At 59.1% G+C, this 15675-nt stretch carries 16 protein-coding genes and 1 tRNA gene; 9 read left to right on the forward strand and 8 right to left on the reverse strand.

Going from position 1 to position 15675, the window contains the following annotated elements:
* Window positions 1–104: 104 nt before the first annotated feature.
* From H6B51_RS10095 to H6B51_RS10125, 7 genes are all read left to right on the forward strand, one after another.
* Window positions 105–908: an electron transfer flavoprotein subunit beta/FixA family protein gene (locus H6B51_RS10095; RefSeq protein WP_204883565.1), complete on the forward strand. Its 804-nt coding sequence runs from the start codon at window positions 105–107 to the stop codon at window positions 906–908.
* A 16-nt stretch (window positions 909–924) separates the two neighbouring features.
* The gene (locus H6B51_RS10100; RefSeq protein WP_204883566.1) at window positions 925–1929 is read left to right on the forward strand and encodes an electron transfer flavoprotein subunit alpha/FixB family protein; all 1005 of its coding nucleotides are present in this window, start codon (window positions 925–927) and stop codon (window positions 1927–1929) included.
* Between the two features lie 667 nt (window positions 1930–2596).
* On the forward strand, window positions 2597–2782 hold the full coding sequence (locus H6B51_RS10105; RefSeq protein WP_204883567.1) for a cysteine-rich KTR domain-containing protein: 186 nt from the start codon (window positions 2597–2599) through the stop codon (window positions 2780–2782).
* 521 nt (window positions 2783–3303) lie between these two features.
* The gene (locus H6B51_RS10110) at window positions 3304–3735 is read left to right on the forward strand and encodes a sigma-70 family RNA polymerase sigma factor (RefSeq protein ID WP_204883568.1); all 432 of its coding nucleotides are present in this window, start codon (window positions 3304–3306) and stop codon (window positions 3733–3735) included.
* Window positions 3736–3740: 5 nt separating this feature from the next.
* Window positions 3741–3974 carry a helix-turn-helix domain-containing protein gene (locus H6B51_RS10115; RefSeq protein ID WP_204883569.1) on the forward strand — a complete coding sequence of 78 codons (234 nt, stop codon included), beginning with the start codon at window positions 3741–3743 and terminating at the stop codon, window positions 3972–3974.
* A gap of 550 nt (window positions 3975–4524) precedes the next feature.
* Window positions 4525–4731, forward strand: coding sequence for a helix-turn-helix domain-containing protein (locus H6B51_RS10120; protein ID WP_418055065.1), 207 nt, complete (start codon window positions 4525–4527; stop codon window positions 4729–4731).
* Window positions 4732–4752: 21 nt separating this feature from the next.
* On the forward strand, window positions 4753–6177 hold the full coding sequence (locus H6B51_RS10125) for a site-specific integrase (protein ID WP_204883570.1): 1425 nt from the start codon (window positions 4753–4755) through the stop codon (window positions 6175–6177).
* Between the two features lie 181 nt (window positions 6178–6358).
* Here H6B51_RS10125 and H6B51_RS10130 read toward each other — a convergent pair.
* Window positions 6359–6435, reverse strand: a tRNA-Arg gene (locus tag H6B51_RS10130).
* A gap of 322 nt (window positions 6436–6757) precedes the next feature.
* On the opposite strand from H6B51_RS10130, the gene typA reads away from it, so the two are divergent.
* Together typA and H6B51_RS10140 are read left to right on the forward strand one after the other, a co-directional pair.
* Window positions 6758–8584 carry a translational GTPase TypA gene (typA, locus tag H6B51_RS10135; RefSeq protein WP_204883571.1) on the forward strand — a complete coding sequence of 609 codons (1827 nt, stop codon included), beginning with the start codon at window positions 6758–6760 and terminating at the stop codon, window positions 8582–8584.
* 76 nt (window positions 8585–8660) lie between these two features.
* Entirely contained in the window at window positions 8661–9206 is a 546-nt protein-coding gene (locus tag H6B51_RS10140; RefSeq protein ID WP_204883572.1) for an RNA-binding protein, read from the forward strand.
* A gap of 492 nt (window positions 9207–9698) precedes the next feature.
* Here the strand turns inward: H6B51_RS10140 and H6B51_RS10145 are convergent, their stop codons facing one another.
* The 7 genes from H6B51_RS10145 to H6B51_RS10175 all read right to left on the reverse strand — a co-directional run bounded on the left by H6B51_RS10145 (window position 9699) and on the right by H6B51_RS10175 (window position 15556).
* Window positions 9699–10454 carry an exodeoxyribonuclease III gene (locus tag H6B51_RS10145; protein ID WP_204883573.1) on the reverse strand — a complete coding sequence of 252 codons (756 nt, stop codon included), beginning with the start codon at window positions 10452–10454 and terminating at the stop codon, window positions 9699–9701.
* On the reverse strand, window positions 10451–10636 hold the full coding sequence (locus H6B51_RS10150) for a DUF6440 family protein (RefSeq protein ID WP_204883574.1): 186 nt from the start codon (window positions 10634–10636) through the stop codon (window positions 10451–10453). The genes H6B51_RS10145 and H6B51_RS10150 overlap by 4 nt, the downstream gene beginning before the upstream one ends.
* Before the next feature lie 13 nt (window positions 10637–10649).
* Complete coding sequence (locus H6B51_RS10155) at window positions 10650–10880, reverse strand: permease of phosphate ABC transporter (RefSeq protein ID WP_204883575.1); 231 nt, start codon at window positions 10878–10880, stop codon at window positions 10650–10652.
* Window positions 10877–11332, reverse strand: coding sequence for a methylated-DNA--[protein]-cysteine S-methyltransferase (locus H6B51_RS10160; protein WP_335342142.1), 456 nt, complete (start codon window positions 11330–11332; stop codon window positions 10877–10879). Before H6B51_RS10160 ends, H6B51_RS10155 begins: the two co-directional genes overlap by 4 nt.
* A 2-nt stretch (window positions 11333–11334) precedes the next feature.
* The gene (gene lexA, locus H6B51_RS10165) at window positions 11335–11940 is read right to left on the reverse strand and encodes a transcriptional repressor LexA (RefSeq protein ID WP_204883576.1); all 606 of its coding nucleotides are present in this window, start codon (window positions 11938–11940) and stop codon (window positions 11335–11337) included.
* Window positions 11941–12065: 125 nt separating this feature from the next.
* Window positions 12066–13661 (reverse strand): MBL fold metallo-hydrolase RNA specificity domain-containing protein, encoded by a 1596-nt coding sequence (locus tag H6B51_RS10170; RefSeq protein ID WP_204883577.1) that lies wholly within the window; start codon window positions 13659–13661, stop codon window positions 12066–12068.
* 146 nt (window positions 13662–13807) lie between these two features.
* On the reverse strand, window positions 13808–15556 hold the full coding sequence (locus tag H6B51_RS10175) for a peptide ABC transporter substrate-binding protein (RefSeq protein WP_204883578.1): 1749 nt from the start codon (window positions 15554–15556) through the stop codon (window positions 13808–13810).
* Window positions 15557–15675 lie beyond the last annotated feature (119 nt).

Genomic DNA, 15675 nt, shown 5'->3' on the forward strand with positions numbered 1-15675 from the left:
TCCTCAAGCCTATTCTAACAAATTACGACTTGCTGCGTTAGAGACACCTGTGTTTCATTTTCCTTTGGTGCCTTGAAGCGCAGCGGAAAGGAATGGTCATAACTATGAATATTCTGGTCTGCGTCAAGCAGGTACCTGATACAACGGAAATCAAGATCGATCCCGTAAAGAATACCCTCATTCGTGAGGGTGTGCCCAGCATCGTCAACCCCTTTGACGGCTACGCCCTGGAGGCAGCCGCCCGGATCAAGGACAAGGACCCTGAGACGAAGATCGTGGTGGTATCCATGGGCCCCGAGCAGGCGAAGAACGCCCTGAAGGAGTGCCTGGCCATCGCTGCCGACAAGGCCTATCTGGTCTCCGGCCGCGCCTTCGGCGGTTCCGACACCCTGGCTACCAGCTATATCCTGTCCAACGCCGTGGGCAAGCTGGAGGAGCTGGAGGGTAAGTTTGACCTGATCTTCTGCGGCAAGCAGGCCATCGACGGCGACACCGCTCAGGTGGGCCCCGAGCTGGCAGAGCATCTGGACTATCCCCAGGTGACCTACGGCCTGGAGGCCGAGGTGGACGGGGACACCGTCAAGGTGAAGAAGGAAGTGGAAGAGGGCGTGGAGGTCATCGCCGCCAAGATGCCCTGCGTGGTGACCTTCACCAAGCCCGCCTGGGACCCCCGTTATCCCACCATTAAGCGTAAAATGGCGGCCAACCGTGCGGAGATCCCCACCCTGGGAGAGGATGCCTTCCCCGATATCGACACCACCTGCATTGGCCTGAAGGGCTCCCCCACCCACGTGAAAAAGACCTTCGTGCCCCAGAAGAAGCAGGGCGGCGTGAAGATCAAGGAAGAGAGCAATGAAGATTCCGCCAAGAAGCTGTTCCAGCTTCTGAGCGATGCCAGCGTGATCTGAGGGAGGAAGGAATAACATGGAAGCCAAGACCAAGGACCTTTGGGTATTTGTAGAGACCAATGAGGACGGCAGCGCCAAGAACGTAGGCCTGGAGCTGCTGAGCCCCGGCAAGATGATGGCCGGCAAGCAGGGCGGCGCCCTGGTGGCCGTGGTCATCGGCAGCGGGGTGGATGCCGCCGTGCAGGCGGCCTCCGAGCACGGCGCCGACAAGGTGATCGTGGTGGACGGCCCCGAGTACAAGCACTACTCCACCGACGCCTATGTCATTGCCCTGAACGCCCTGGTGGAAAAGTACGGCCCCACCAGCATGCTGATCGGCGCCACCAACAACGGCCGGGACCTGGGTCCCCGCCTGTCCTGCCGGCTGAAAACCGGCCTGACCGCCGACTGTACCGCCTTGGACATCGACGAGGAGACCGGCAATGTGGCCTGGACCCGTCCCGCTTTCGGCGGTAACCTAATGGCAACCATTCTCTGCCCGGACCATCGGCCCCAGATTGGCACCGTGCGTCCCGGCGTGTTCAAGAAGAGTGAACCCTGCGCGGCCCACGCCGAGATCATCCGTGAGGACATCAAGGTGCCGGCCGAGCAGATCCGTACTCAGGTGTTGGAGCTGCTGAAGGAAATGGACGGCGAAAACGTGGATTTGGAGAGCGCCGAGATTATCGTATCCGGCGGCCGCGGCGTAGGCGGGCCCGAGGGGTTTGCACCTATCAAGGCCCTGGCCGAGGTCCTGGGCGCCACGGTTGGCGCCTCCCGTGCTGCGGTAGATTCTGGTTGGATCGGCCATGCTCACCAGGTGGGCCAGACCGGTAAGACCGTGGCCCCCAAGCTGTACATCGCCTGCGGCATCTCCGGCGCTATCCAGCACCTGGCCGGCATGAGCGGCTCCGACTGCATCGTCGCCATCAACAAGGACCCCGACGCCCCCATCTTTGATGTGGCGGATTACGGCGTGGTAGGCAACCTGTTTGAGGTGCTGCCCGTCCTCACTGAAGAGATCAAGAAAATGAAGGCCTAAGCCTTCCTTTGCCCAGTTAGGAACAACCGTAGCAAATCTATTTGCTGCCTTCCTCCTAAACAGGTTGTTTCTGATAAATGCGCTTTGAGCTGCCTCTTGCCGGGCAGCTCAAAGCCTTATTTAGCCCCAAATAGTTGGATGAGGAGAAGAGATATATTACCTGAATTACTCGATTTTGTTTGCGGGTTTTGTAGGTAAAACTTGTGTTCTCAGCCTCAGCGTTATACTGGCGGAAATATATGATTATTTCTGGTGCCGACGCTTTCTCCTCGTGTTAGCGCCTATTACTATAGCAGTAAATTTAAACTGGAAGCGGAACCGTCACTATGAGTTAGGAAATCAGCCGTAGCTCGCTGTTCTGCTCTACCATGCCCAGCCGAAGGACTACTTTAATTATCGGCAAGAAAACCACGTTCGCTACCTGTAGGGGTGTGCACACTGGTAGCATCGTTATAGGTACCGCAATTATCATTCTAGTCATGGGCGCGGGTAATAGGATTGTCGAGGTTATGAATAAGCCTGTGATGGAGGGGCACACGCGGCGTAAAAGTCATAGTCCACCGCAAGATGAGATGGGTCGGAAAATAAAGAGCTAATGGCTGAGAGAAGCGGAAAAGAATCTACCATGCGCTAAGGAAAAGATGGTCAAGCATGAAGGAAGATAGATATGAAGATAAACTGGATATTATGCCCCTTTTGCGGGAGCAAAACTCGGTTGAAAATCCGCAACGATACGGTCCTGGAAAACTTTCCGCTGTATTGTCCTAAATGTAAACAGGAAACCTTGATTGCGGTAAGACAACTGAATCTATCCATCATCCAAGAGCCAGACGCCAAGACGCAGAGCCGATAACACCGAGGGAAAACCTCGCAGGTTATCGGCTCTATTTTTATATTCTCAATGATCTGCCCGGCGGCAGAAAAGAAAAAAACCGCCGCGGGGCAGACGGCTTTCTGCGCGCAAAAGCACTTTCTTCACGGCGGTTCGATTCGAGCCGCCGTTTTTCTTTGCCCTGACAGCTTCCACGGCGGCATAGAAGGAGGATGCCGCCATGCTGTGCTGGATGCTGTCCCCGCATAATCAAACAAGGACTAGTTGCTTAAAAGTAGCCCATTCCGATCAGAATAGGTTCGGGCATGAGTATAAACTATACCATGTAAACAAACTTCATATTGCTTTCTATTACGCCCGGTGGGTCTGTGACCTGCCGGGCGCTTTTTGTCGTTTCCTGCGGTCGGGCTGGCTGGCCGTTGCTTTTCTCAAATTTTCTTCCAAAAGGAGGCGTTTAGCGGGCAGAACACGCTCTCGCAGGATTGGTAGTAGCGGAAAGGGAGAGAACCACCTGATCCCCCCATGGAAAGGGGGTGAAACTGATGGAATCTAACCCCCGCGACTATGGCGAGCAATGCCGGTTCGATGCTTTTTGCAAGAAGGTATTGCGAAACGAGGCCAGAGCCTACCTGCGGAACATGAAACGCCAAAGAGAGCGTGAAGCCTTCTTTAGCGACTTGTCCCAGGCGGAGCTGGACAAGCTCTGCGTCGTGGATCGTTACCCCAGCGACAGCATCGTGTTCTCGTCGCACGGCTACGATCTACATATCGACAATGAGCTTGTGGCCGAGGCGTTCTCCGTTTTGCCGCAGGCAGCGCAGAGCATTTTGATTTTGCGCTGCACCCTGGACCTGGCAGATGGAGAGATCGGCGATCTCGTTGGGATGTCCCGGAGCGCCGTTCAGCGGCACCGGACAAAGGCGCTGCAGGAACTGCGCAAAGCATTGTCGGCGCTGATGCCGAAAGGAGGTTGAGGAAGATGACAGAGCCCATCCACAAGGGTAAGGATCTGCCGCCCGTTTGGGTGATCCATTCGGCCTCCAACGGTGACAGCGAGGCCATGGAGCAAGTAATTCGGTACTACGCCAACTATATGAGCCGCCTGTGTACCCGTACCCTCTATGACAAGGACGGAACCCCTCATGTGTGCGTGGATACCCACATGAAACGCTGTCTGGAGATCCGACTGATCCGGGCCGTGATGCGCACTTGATCCTTTCGACCCTGGCAGAAGGCAAGCGGATTACCCTTTCCTCCTTTGCCGATGCCGGGGACTGACCCCACCTTGACAAAGAAAGCCTTCGGGCAGCATAAGGCAGACGGATACGATCTGTCTGTGTGGAGCTGGTCGGCCGGTGCGCCATGAAGTCTGTTGCAAGTCCGCAGGACGGGACCCCTACCAAACAGGTGAGCGACAAAACCAGGCCGCGAAACAGGTGTGGCAGCCTGTGGGCGAGGATGCACAGACAGGATAATGAGACTCCCGCGTTGAACGCTCTCAAAGCATTGCGCGGCGCACCCATCAGCATGGGCCGGGGTGAGATTCCCGTGGAGCTGCGACCGAAGGAAGTGCCTTTGGCAAGCCAGCAGCCGTCCGTTTTTGCCTCTTTCTATTTGAAGTTTCACGCTGCTGCGTGTTAGGGATAATTCTGAAAACTTCCCTATTAGCAGCAGACAAACCCGAAACGGCGCGTTACAATGAGGCTGGAAGTTATGAATGAACACCTCATTGCGTGCCGTTTCTGACTGGAAAGGAGGCTGCTGTGTCAGAGATTCAGAACGGTACGATGGAAAGTATCCAGGAGTGCAGGACCTATACGGTAAATGAAGTCGCCCGCATTTTGGGCGTCAGCACCAATGCCGTGTATCGTCTCGTCCCGGAGAACCTTTTCAGAAGCGTACGAATTGGCAGCGCCATACGAATTTCCAAGCGGTCGTTCGACCACTGGCTGGAGTCACTTGATCTGTGACACAAGAAAGGAAGGTTCGTTATGGCATCCATTATCAAAAGAAAGAAAAACTATTCCGTGGTCTACAGCTATATAGACGAGAATGGCCAGAAAAGGCAGAAGTGGGAGACCCGTTCCAGCTATCAGGACGCCTTGAAGCGCAAGGCGGAGATCGAGAGCAACAAGACCACCGGCAACTTCCTCCCGCCCAGCGACCAGACCATCAAGGATTTCATGCTGGATTTTGTCTCCCTCTACGGCGAAAAGCGGTGGGGCGTATCCATGTACGACAGCCAGACCGCCCTCATCGCCAACTACATCAACCCCATCATCGGGGATCTGAAGGTACAGGACATCACGCCCCGCGTGGTGGACAAGTATATACAGACCTTGCAGAAAACCCCGCCGGTTTTCAGCAAGACCCACCGTCCCAAGTCGGAGTACGTGAGCGCCCAGAATATCGAGAAGATCATCAAGCTGCTCCGCTGTGCCTTTAAGCAGGCGGTTCGATGGGAGATCGTCCCCAAGAACCCCTTCGACAATGTGGTGCTGCCCAGGACAGAGTACAAGAAACGGGACATCTGGACCGCCGAGATCATCCGCAAGGCCCTGGACAACTGCCCGGAGAGCAAGCTCTACATCGCCATGAACCTGGCCTTTGCCTGCTCCATGCGGATCGGTGAGATCCTGGGGCTCACCTGGAGCAATGTCCACATCGAGGATCAGGAAATCGCTGCGGACGACGCCTATATCTTCATCGACAAGGAACTGGTGCGGGCCTCCAAGCGGGCCATTGAGATGCTGGGCAAGCGGGATATTTACCACATCTTCCCGCCCCTGTTCGCCAACACCAGCACCAGGGTCGTCCTGAAAAAGCCCAAGACCAACTCCAGCATTCGGAAGGTCTGGCTTCCCAAGACGGTGGCCTACATTCTCCGCCAGTGGAGGGAGTCCCAGAACGAGCTGAAGGAGCTGCTGGGGGATGAGTATCAGGACTACGATCTGGTGGTGGCGATGCCCAACGGCCGCCCCTGTGAGGAACGCATTATCGCGGGTGAGTTCCAGAAGCTGCGGGAGAGCGCGGGGCTGCCCAAGGTGGTCTTTCACTCCCTGCGCCATTCCAGCACCACCTACAAACTGAAACTGAACCACGGTGACCTGAAGGCCACCCAGGGCGATACAGGACACGCCCAGGTTGATATGATCACCCAGGTCTATGCCCACATTCTGGACGAGGACCGCAAGGTAAACGCCCAGAAGTTTGAGGACGCCTTTTACGCCAGCGCCAATCCCGACCTGCGGACGGTGCGCCCTCCGGAGCCGCCCAAGCCCAAGGAGCCGGAGAGACCAGCAGCGACCCCGTCCCTGGATCTGGCAGGGCTGGTGGCACAACTGCAAAAATCGCCGGAGCTGGTAAGCACCTTGGCGGCGCTTTTGTCGGCAGTTCCATCCGAAAAATCCTTCTGAAATGTCGGTTTAGCAAAGCGGCAGTTTTTCTTAGCAGAAGGGATGAAAATTTTCCGGCCTATTTTGCAGACATACAACAAAAAATTCGTGACATTTTAAGAAAACAAAGAAATGCCGTTCCGGTTATAGTGAAACAAATAGCCGCTATAAACCGGAGAAAACCGGATCATAGCGGCTATTTTGGCACGCCAGAAGGGAATCGAACCCCCAGCCTCACCCTTAGGAGGGGTGCGCTCTATCCTATTGAGCTACTGGCGCGTATGCAATTTTTATTCGTTTCTGTGACCCCGGCGGTTGAGAACCCGCCAGATGTTAGGAGGCGGGCCCTCTATCCTGGTGAGGTACGGGGGCGTATGGCTCCGCCGGATCCCGGCAGAGATCCGATAGCCCTTATTGTAATCCAATTTTCCCCCTCTGTCAACGGCGTGGGCGGCAAAAGGGCGGGTTTTTGTTGGTTTTTTTGCGAAAAGCAGTTGCAAGGCCACTATGGTATGCAGTATAATTAAGAATTGAGCTGATTCGGATTTTTAACACAGGCGGCAGGGGCCTGCAAGCCCGCCGCTCCGGGAGGAACTATCATATGCAGAACGAAAAGCTGCGCAACGTAGCCATCATCGCCCACGTCGACCACGGCAAGACCACCCTGGTAGACGAAATGCTCAAGCAGGGCGGCATTTATCGTGAAAACCAGGCCACCGTGGAGCGGGTCATGGACTCCAACGACCTGGAGCGGGAGCGGGGCATCACCATCCTGGCCAAGAACACCGCCGTCCACTACAAGGACGTGAAGATCAACATCGTGGACACTCCGGGCCACGCCGACTTTGGCGGCGAGGTGGAGCGCATCCTGAAGATGGTCAACGGCGTCATCCTGCTGGTGGACGCCGCCGAGGGCCCCATGCCCCAGACCCGGTTCGTGCTGTCCAAGGCCCTGGAGCTGGGCCACAAGGTCATCGTGGTGGTCAACAAAATCGACCGCCCCGACCAGCGCATCCACGAGGTCATGGACGAGGTGTTGGAGCTGCTGCTGGACCTGAACGCCACCGACGAGCAGTTTGAGTCCCCCACCCTGTTCTGCTCCGGCCGCCAGGGCACCGCCTCCTACTCCCCCGACCAGCCGGGCACTGACCTGGTGCCCCTGTTCGAGACCATCCTCAACTATATCCCCGCTCCCGAGGCCGACGCCTCCGCCCCCTTCCAGATGCTGGTGAGTTCCATTGACTACAATGAGTTTGTGGGCCGCATCGCCATTGGCCGCATCGAGCGGGGCACCATCAAGCAGAACCAGGAGATCGTGGTGTGCAACTACCACGACCCCGACGCCGCCCCCAAGAAGGCCAAGGCCACTGCCCTCTACCAGTTTGACGGCCTGGGCAAGGTGCCCGTCACCGAGGCCGACGCCGGCAACATCATCGCCATGAGCGGCATCGGCGAGATCACCATCGGCGACACCATCTGCGCCCCCGACTGCGTGGAGCCCATGGAGTTTGTCAAAATCTCCGCCCCCACCATCGAGATGACCTTCTCCGTCAACGACTCCCCCTTCGCCGGTAAGGAGGGCAAATTCGTCACCTCCCGCCAGATTCGTGAGCGGCTCTTCCGGGAGACCATGAAGGACGTGTCCCTCCGGGTCACCGAGACCGACTCCACCGACGCCTTCAACGTGGCGGGCCGGGGCGAGATGTCCCTGTCCATCCTGATCGAAACCATGCGCCGGGAGGGCTACGAGTTCCAGGTATCTCCCCCCCGTGTGCTCTTCCAGGAGATCGACGGCAAGAAGTGCGAGCCCATCGAGCGGCTGGTGGTGGACGTACCCTCCGACAGCGTGGGCGCTGTCATCGAGAAGATCGGCTCCCGCAAGGGCGATCTGGTGGAGATGACCCCCGTGGGCGACCGGATGAAGATCGAATTCCTGGTGCCCTCCCGGGGCCTGTTTGGCTACCGCAACGAGTTCTTGACCGACACCAAGGGCGAGGGCATCATGGCCTCCGTCTTTGAGTGCTACGCCCCCATGAAGGGGGAGATCCAGCGCCGCAACTCCGGCTCCCTGGTATCCTTTGAGACTGGCGAGAGCGTGACCTACGGCCTGTTCAACGCCCAGGAGCGGGGCGTCCTCTTCATCGGCGCCGGCGTGCCCGTCTATGCCGGCATGGTGGTGGGCGAGACCCCCAAGCAGGAGGACATCAGCGTCAACATCTGCAAGAAAAAGCAGCTGACCAATATGCGGGCCTCCGGCTCTGACGAGGCCCTGCGCCTCACCCCGCCCCGTCAGATGAGCCTGGAGCAGTGCCTGGAGTTTTTGGCCGACGACGAGCTGCTGGAGGTCACCCCCCAGAGCCTGCGCCTGCGCAAGCGCCTGCTGGACCACGCCGCCCGCATGCGGGAGGCCTCCAAGAAAAAAGGCTGATATTGGAACTGAACGGGGCCCCGGCTGCTGCTGGGGTCCCGTTTGTTACTCTGTACATCTGTCAGGAGGTATTGACATGCAAAGTGATTTATACCGCAAGCGAAACAGGCAAAACGGAAACGATCCGACGATCATATCCCCCCACGTACAGAAGCAGTCCTGCGGCATATACGGACAGGTTCAGATCCCACAGGGGCCATCATCCCACGCTTTCCGCAGGCGGCAGACCGCCACTACGGGGAGGACCGCAATCAAAAAAGACGCCGGGCCCTGTCCCAACCCGGATCTGGTGCTGAAAACGATCAAGCAGGATCCTCACTGTACGATCGGTCTGGAGGTAGAGTATCGGGGCATCGCCGTGACCCTTGCTCAGGGACAGGGCCGTGCCCCCACAGGCCAAGCCGTCCCTGAAAATGGCACCTGCTTGGCCAAAAACGACCTGATGCACCTGGAGATCGAGGGTGACCCCAATGGTCAGATCGGACTGGAGATCGTTTCCGGCCGTCTCACTAAAGAGACTGTGAACGACTTCCTCCAGGCTACCGCCATGCTTCGGCTGTCCTTAAATACGCACAGCCCCATTCCTCTCAGTACATACGCAATCCATGATTTCCAATTCTAAACCCGTATCCGCAGCATATTTTTCTCCCAATGACCGGCGCTGTTCCATTTCCAAGTATATAGAAAATTTCATGAGTTCCTTTCCTCCGGATCGTCTGGTGGACAGCGGCCCCCGCCCTTCCTCCATGATCCCGCCCTATCTCCCGGACGGCTGCACCAGTCTGTCTGGCGTACGGATCGTCTGGGAGATGCGGTACAGTGAACTACCGGACAACAATCTCTACTGCGATCAATTAAAGCGCATTGGAACCCGCCTATCCCAGTTCATAGCGCCATCCAACCAGGGCAAGGTCAGGATGCCCCAACAAGGCGGTCCCTCCGGGCCCCGCCGCAAAGCGTCTGCCGTACGTCCGCCGAAGGTCGGAGCTCCTACCGCCCCCCGCCCGACAAATAAAAGGGGACGGCACTAGCTCCCTGTCTCATCTCTGCTGTGGGAAGAGCTTATCCACAATTTACAAGGGGCTGCCGCAACGTATTGCGGCAGCCCCTTGATTTATGCTTTCAAAACCAGCTCCACCGGACAGTGGTCGCTGCCGGTGATTTCTGCGTGGATGATCTGATCTTTGACCCGTGGCAGCAGCCGCTGGGACACGATGAAATAGTCGATACGCCATCCGGCGTTGTTCCTCCGGGCGTTGAACCGGTAGCTCCACCAGGTATAGGCCCCGGTGACCTCCGGATACAGGACCCGGAAGGTATCGGCAAAGCCGCTGGACAGCAGGGCAGTCATCTTCTCCCGCTCCTGGTCAGAAAAACCTGCGTTGCCCCGGTTGGTCTTGGGATTTTTCAGGTCGATCTCCTGGTGGGCCACGTTCAGGTCGCCGCACAGGATCACCGGCTTCGTTTTGTCCAGCTCCATCAGGTAGGCCCGAAAGGCGTCCTCCCAGTCCATCCGGTAGTCAATGCGGGCCAGCTCATTCTGGGCGTTGGGGGTGTAACAGCACACCAGGTAAAAGTCCTGGTACTCCGCCGTGATGACCCGGCCCTCGGTGTCGTGCTCCGGGATACCGATGCCGTAGGCCACGGAGAGGGGTTCTGTTTTGGTGATGAGGGCGGTACCGGAATAGCCCTTTTTTTCGGCGCTGTTCCAGTAGATGTGGTAGCCCGGCAGGTCCAGCTCGATCTGGTGGGGCTGGAGCTTGGTCTCCTGGAGGCACACCATGTCGGCGTCCATCTCATGGAAAAAGTCCAGAAAGCCCTTGCCCAGGCAGGCTCGCAGGCCGTTGACATTCCAGGTGATCAGCTTCATGTCCAGTCCTCCGGTCTCCACTTCATGGGCTTGCCCTCGCTGTCCAGCAGGGGGGTGATGCCGCCGGCGTTTCCGTCGTGCATCTCCAGGTAAAGCATCCCGGTAGCCCTGTCCAACAGCACCCGGGTGATGTCGGCCATCCCCTGGGTGTAGATCACCTCAAACCGTTTGTCCGATCCCATAAATGGGCCTCCTTTACTTCTTCCGCAGCTCCTCCGCCAGACTGGGCATAAACCTGCACATCAATGGCAGATAGGTGGTCACAAAGACGGCCATAGCCCCAAAGGCCACCCATTTCCGGACCCTTTTGGGGGCTGCCAGTCCCAGCATGACTCCAGCGGCGCACAGACACAGCTTGACCAGGGCCATGTCCCTCCAGTTCATTTGGGCAATACAGGCGTCAGCGGCAGACAACAGCTTTTTCATACAATACCCTCCAATCGCAGCAACCACGCTTTCAGTTCCAGCCCCCCGGCGTAGCCGGTAAGGGCACCTTTTGTTCCCACCACCCGGTGGCAGGGAAGAAAAATGGGCAGGGGGTTGCGGTGGTTGGCCTGGCCAACCGCCCGACCGGCCTTGGGGCGGCCCAGGCGACCGGCCAAAGCGCCATATGTAACAGTTTGCCCATAGGGGATCTCCGCCAGAGCATGCCACACCGCCAGCTGGAAGGGGGTGCCTCTGGGGTCCAGAGGCAGATCAAAGGTCCGGCGCTCCCCCGCCAGATAGTCCAGCAGCTCCTCTCGTCCTTTTGCCAGCAGAGGAGTCTCTGTCCCCTCCGAAAGCATGGGGGTGTTGGGTAAATACAGGGCGGTAAGGGAGGCCTCGGTCCCCTCCAGGGTCATAGGACCCACGGGGGTAGGAAAGCGGACCCGGGCCACGGTCAGTACCGCCGTACCACAGCGGTGACCTTACCCAGGATGGCGCAGCCGGCGCCGTCAATAGGCTCGTAGTCCGGGTTCTCCGGCATAAGCCACACCTGGCCGTCCTTCCTTCGCAGGGTCTTAACCGTGGCCTCGTCTTCAAAGAGGGCCACCACGATCTCCCCGCTGTGGGCATCGGCCTGCTGGTGGACGATGACCAGATCCCCGGGCAGGATACCAGCGTATTTCATGGACTCACCCCGGACTTTCAGGGCAAAGTATTCCCCGGGCCGGCCGCCGGTATCAAAGGTGAGATACTCCTCAATACACTCCTGTGCCAGGATGGGGGCGCCGGCGGCCACACTGCCCACCACCGGTACCTTGTCGCCGGCGGGAGCGGTCTCCTCCTCCGGAGGCTGGTTGATGGTAATGGAGCGGGTCTTACCCTCGGCCTTGGAGATCAGTCCCTCGGCCTCCAGCCCCTTCAGGTGAAAGTGGACGGTGGAGGGAGACTTCAACCCCACATGGGCCCCGATCTCCCGCACCGAGGGCGGATAGCCGCACTCCGCGGAAAAGGCCACGATGTAATCGTAGATCTGCTGCTGCTTGGGGGACAGAGGTTTCATGGCGGGCCCTCCTTCGTGGTATACTTTGTTTCAGTATACCATATCGTCTCCGGTTTGGCAAACGTTTGTTCTAAATTTGGGCGAAAAATGGGGCCTGCCGCGTGATTGCGCGGCAGGCCTCCGGTTCAGCGGTCCCACTTTTCGATGAGGGCCCGCAGCTGATCGGCAAACTTGCCCAAATCCTTGTTGGTGCCCCCCTTGTTGTGGGCAATGACCTCCATGAGCTTGTGGCCCACCTCCTCCAACCGCTGATAGGCGGGGGAGGCCCCGGGGGTGGTGACGGGCTTCTGCTCCGGCGGCAGGCCGGGGGAGAGCATCTGGTTGGTAAGTAGATCGTAGACCTCCTCATAGTTGGGGGCGTGGGCAGCCAGCCCCCGCTGGCGGAGGGTGTTGGCGTAGAGCTCGGTGACCTCCACGTCTCCGTGGACCACGAATACCTGCCGGGGCTTAGGGTTATAGCTCTCGATCCACCGCAGCAGGCCGTCCCGGTCAGCGTGGGAGGACAGGCCATGGAAGTTGACGATTTTAGCCCGGACGGCGATTTCTTCCCCAAAGAGCTTTACCGAGGTGACCCCGTTGAGGAGCCGGCGGCCCAGGCTGCCCTCAGCCTGGAACCCTACGAACACCACGGTACACTCCGGCCGCCAGAGGTTGTGCTTCAGGTGGTGGCGGATGCGGCCGGCGTCGCACATGCCGGAGGCGGAGATGATGACCCGGGGGATCTTGTCCTCGTTGAGGGCCCGGGACTCCACGCTGGACTCGGTGATCGTGAGGCCGGGGAACTGGAACAGAGCCCCGCCCTTCAGGGCGGCGATGGCCTCCTCATCCAGGTAGCCGTGGAGGTCGCCGGAAAAGATGCGGGTGGCCTCGCCCGCCAGGGGGGAGTCCACCACCACCTGGAAGTTGGGCACACTCTTCACCAGCCCCTGCTCCTTCATCTCCCGCATGAAGTACAAAAGCTCCTGAGTGCGGCCCACGGCAAAGGAGGGTATGATCACGTTTCCCCCCCGGCCCAGGGTCTCGTCGATGATGGCTGCCAGGTCGGCGGTATAGTCTGGTTTCTCATCCATATCGTGAAGCCGGTCGCCGTAGGTGGACTCGGTGAGGACGTAATCGGCCTCTCGGATATACTCCGGATCCCGAATGATAGGCTGGTCCCGGTTGCCGATGTCGCCGGAGAACACCACCTTCCGGGTCTCCTCCCCCTCGGTGAGCCACATTTCCACGCTGGCCGAGCCCAGCAGGTGGCCGGCATCCACAAACCGCACCTTGACCCCGTCCTCGATCTGGAGACGGGTGCCGTACTCGCAGGTGACGATGTGGCGTATGGCGGCCTCGGCGTCGGCCACGGTGTACAGGGGCTCCACCGGCTCCTGGCCGGCCCGCTTGCCCTTCTGGTTCTGCCACTGGGCGTCGCTCTCCTGGATGTGGGCAGAGTCCCGCAGCATAATGGACAGCAGCTGCCCCGTGAGCCGGGTACAGTAAATGTTGCCTTCAAAGCCCTGCTTCACCAGCAGGGGAATCCGGCCGGAATGATCGATGTGGGCGTGGGTGACCACAACGGCGTCGATGTAACCGGCGTTGAAGTCCAGCTCCTGGTTGTCCTTTTCGTCCCGGCCCTGCTGCAGGCCGCAGTCCACCAGGATCTTTTTCCCACCGCACTCCACACAGTGGCAGCTGCCGGTGACGGCCCGGGCGGCGCCGAAAAAGGTCAGTTTCATGGGGCACCTCCTTGTCGAAATCTTACAAGAATATTGTAATACGAACCGCAGGGTTTGACAAGAGAGAGGAACAAAATCCGCCAAAGGGGGGTGGGACGCATAAAAACAGGCGGAGCCAAATGGCTCCGCCTGTTGAGGTGTATTGCTTAGCCCTGGGTGCAGCGATCGAAGAAGTAGTAGCCCAGGGGGGTGTAGTAACCGCCCTGGATGCCGTCATCGATCAGATAGAACTGGGTGTAGAAGTACAGGGGGCAGACAACCCAGTCCTGACCCAGCAGGATGTCCTCGGCCTCGTGCATCAGCTGCATGCGCTGAGCGGGGTCGGAAGTAGCCTTGGCCTCGGCGATCTTGGCGTCAAACTCCTCGCTGGCGTACTGAGCGTCGTTGTTGCCGCCGCCGGTGAGGAACATATCCAGGAAGGACATGGGATCGTTGTAGTCAGCGATCCAGCCGTTACGGGCGATGGAGTAGTCGCCCTCCTTACGGGTGGCCAGGAAGGTGTTCCACTCCTGGTTGTTCAGGGTGACGGTGACGCCCAGGTTCTCCTGCCACATGTTCTGCAGGGCCTCGGCAACCGCCTTGTGGTTGTCGTCGGTGTTGTACAGGTACTCAACAACGGGGAAGCCCTCGCCGTTGGGGAAGCCGGCCTCGGCCAGCAGGGCCTGGGCCTCAGCCACGTTGGCCTCGTAGGAAGCGTCGGTGGGCTCATAGTAGTTGCCGCCCACGGTGCGGAAGTCGTCGCCGGACACGCCCTCGGCGTCGTACACGCCGGCGGGCACATAACCGCCGGCCTCCACCTCACCCTTCTGGGTGATCTCGTTCACGATGTAGGTGCGGTCGATGGCCAGAGTGAAGGCCTTGCGGACACGCCAGTCGTCGAAGGGGGCCTTCTCGGTCTGGTAGCACACATAGTAGGTGCCGATGTAGTCCACGATCTTCATGTCGCCGGAGGCAATCAGGTTGGCGGCCTCATCCACGGGCACGGCGTTGATGTAGTCCAGCTCGCCGCTATTGAAGCCGTTGAGCATGGCGTTCTGGTCGTCCATCAGCTTAAAGACGATCTTGTCGGGGCCCAGCTGGTCCACGTTGTAGTAGTACTCGTTCTTCTCCATGACGATCTGGGAGTTGGTCTCACGGGCGGTCATCTTGTAGGCGCCATTGGAGATGTAGGTGTCGGGGCTGTAGGTCCACTCGGGGTTGCTGACCATGTCCTGGCGCACGGGGAAGGTGGCGGGGAAGGCGCACAGCTCGGTGAAGTAGGGCAGGTCAGAGGTGATGGTGACCACGAAGGTCTTGTCGTCGGGAGCGGACACGCCCAGCTCAGAGGAGTCCTTCTCGCCGTTCATGATCTCGTTGGCGTTGACCACGCAGTCGATCATGTAGGAGTAGTCAGCGGCGGTCTCGGGGGTCACCAGGCGCTGCCAGGAGAACACAAAGTCGCCGGCGGTGACGTCCTGGCCGTCAGACCACTTGATGCCGTCCCGCAGGTGGAAGGTGTAGGTGACGGTGCCGTCCTCGTTGGTCACCTTGTCGTAGCTCTCAGCCTGGCCGTAGCCGATCTGGGCCACCTCAGCGGTGCCCTCAGAGCCGGGATACTCCTCGCCGGTGCTCTCCCAGCGCATCAGACCCTCAAACATGTGGCTGGTCATGATGGCGCCGTCCACCGCGCTGTTCAGAGCGGGGTCGATGGTCTGGGGCTCAGAGGCGATGCAGGCAGTGATGACAAACTCGTCGCTGGTCTCGCCGCCAGCGGGAGTGGTCTCAGTACCAGCGGGGGTAGTCTCGCCGCCGGCAGGGGTAGTCTCCGCAGGATTGCCGCCGCCGCCGCAGCCGGCCAGCAGGCCGAACACCAGGGCCCCGGACAGAAGCAGAGAGACAAGCTTTCTCTTTTTCATTGGTTGGACCTCCATCTTTCTCATTTTTGTATCCATACGCCGGTCCCGGCGTGATACACGAAGGCATATCATCCCCCGGCGCCCGCAGGGCGGGCGCCGAAAGGCCATGGCCTTTCGAG

The organism is Pseudoflavonifractor phocaeensis (genome assembly GCF_016901955.1).
GTDB lineage: Bacteria > Bacillota > Clostridia > Oscillospirales > Oscillospiraceae > Flavonifractor > Flavonifractor phocaeensis_A.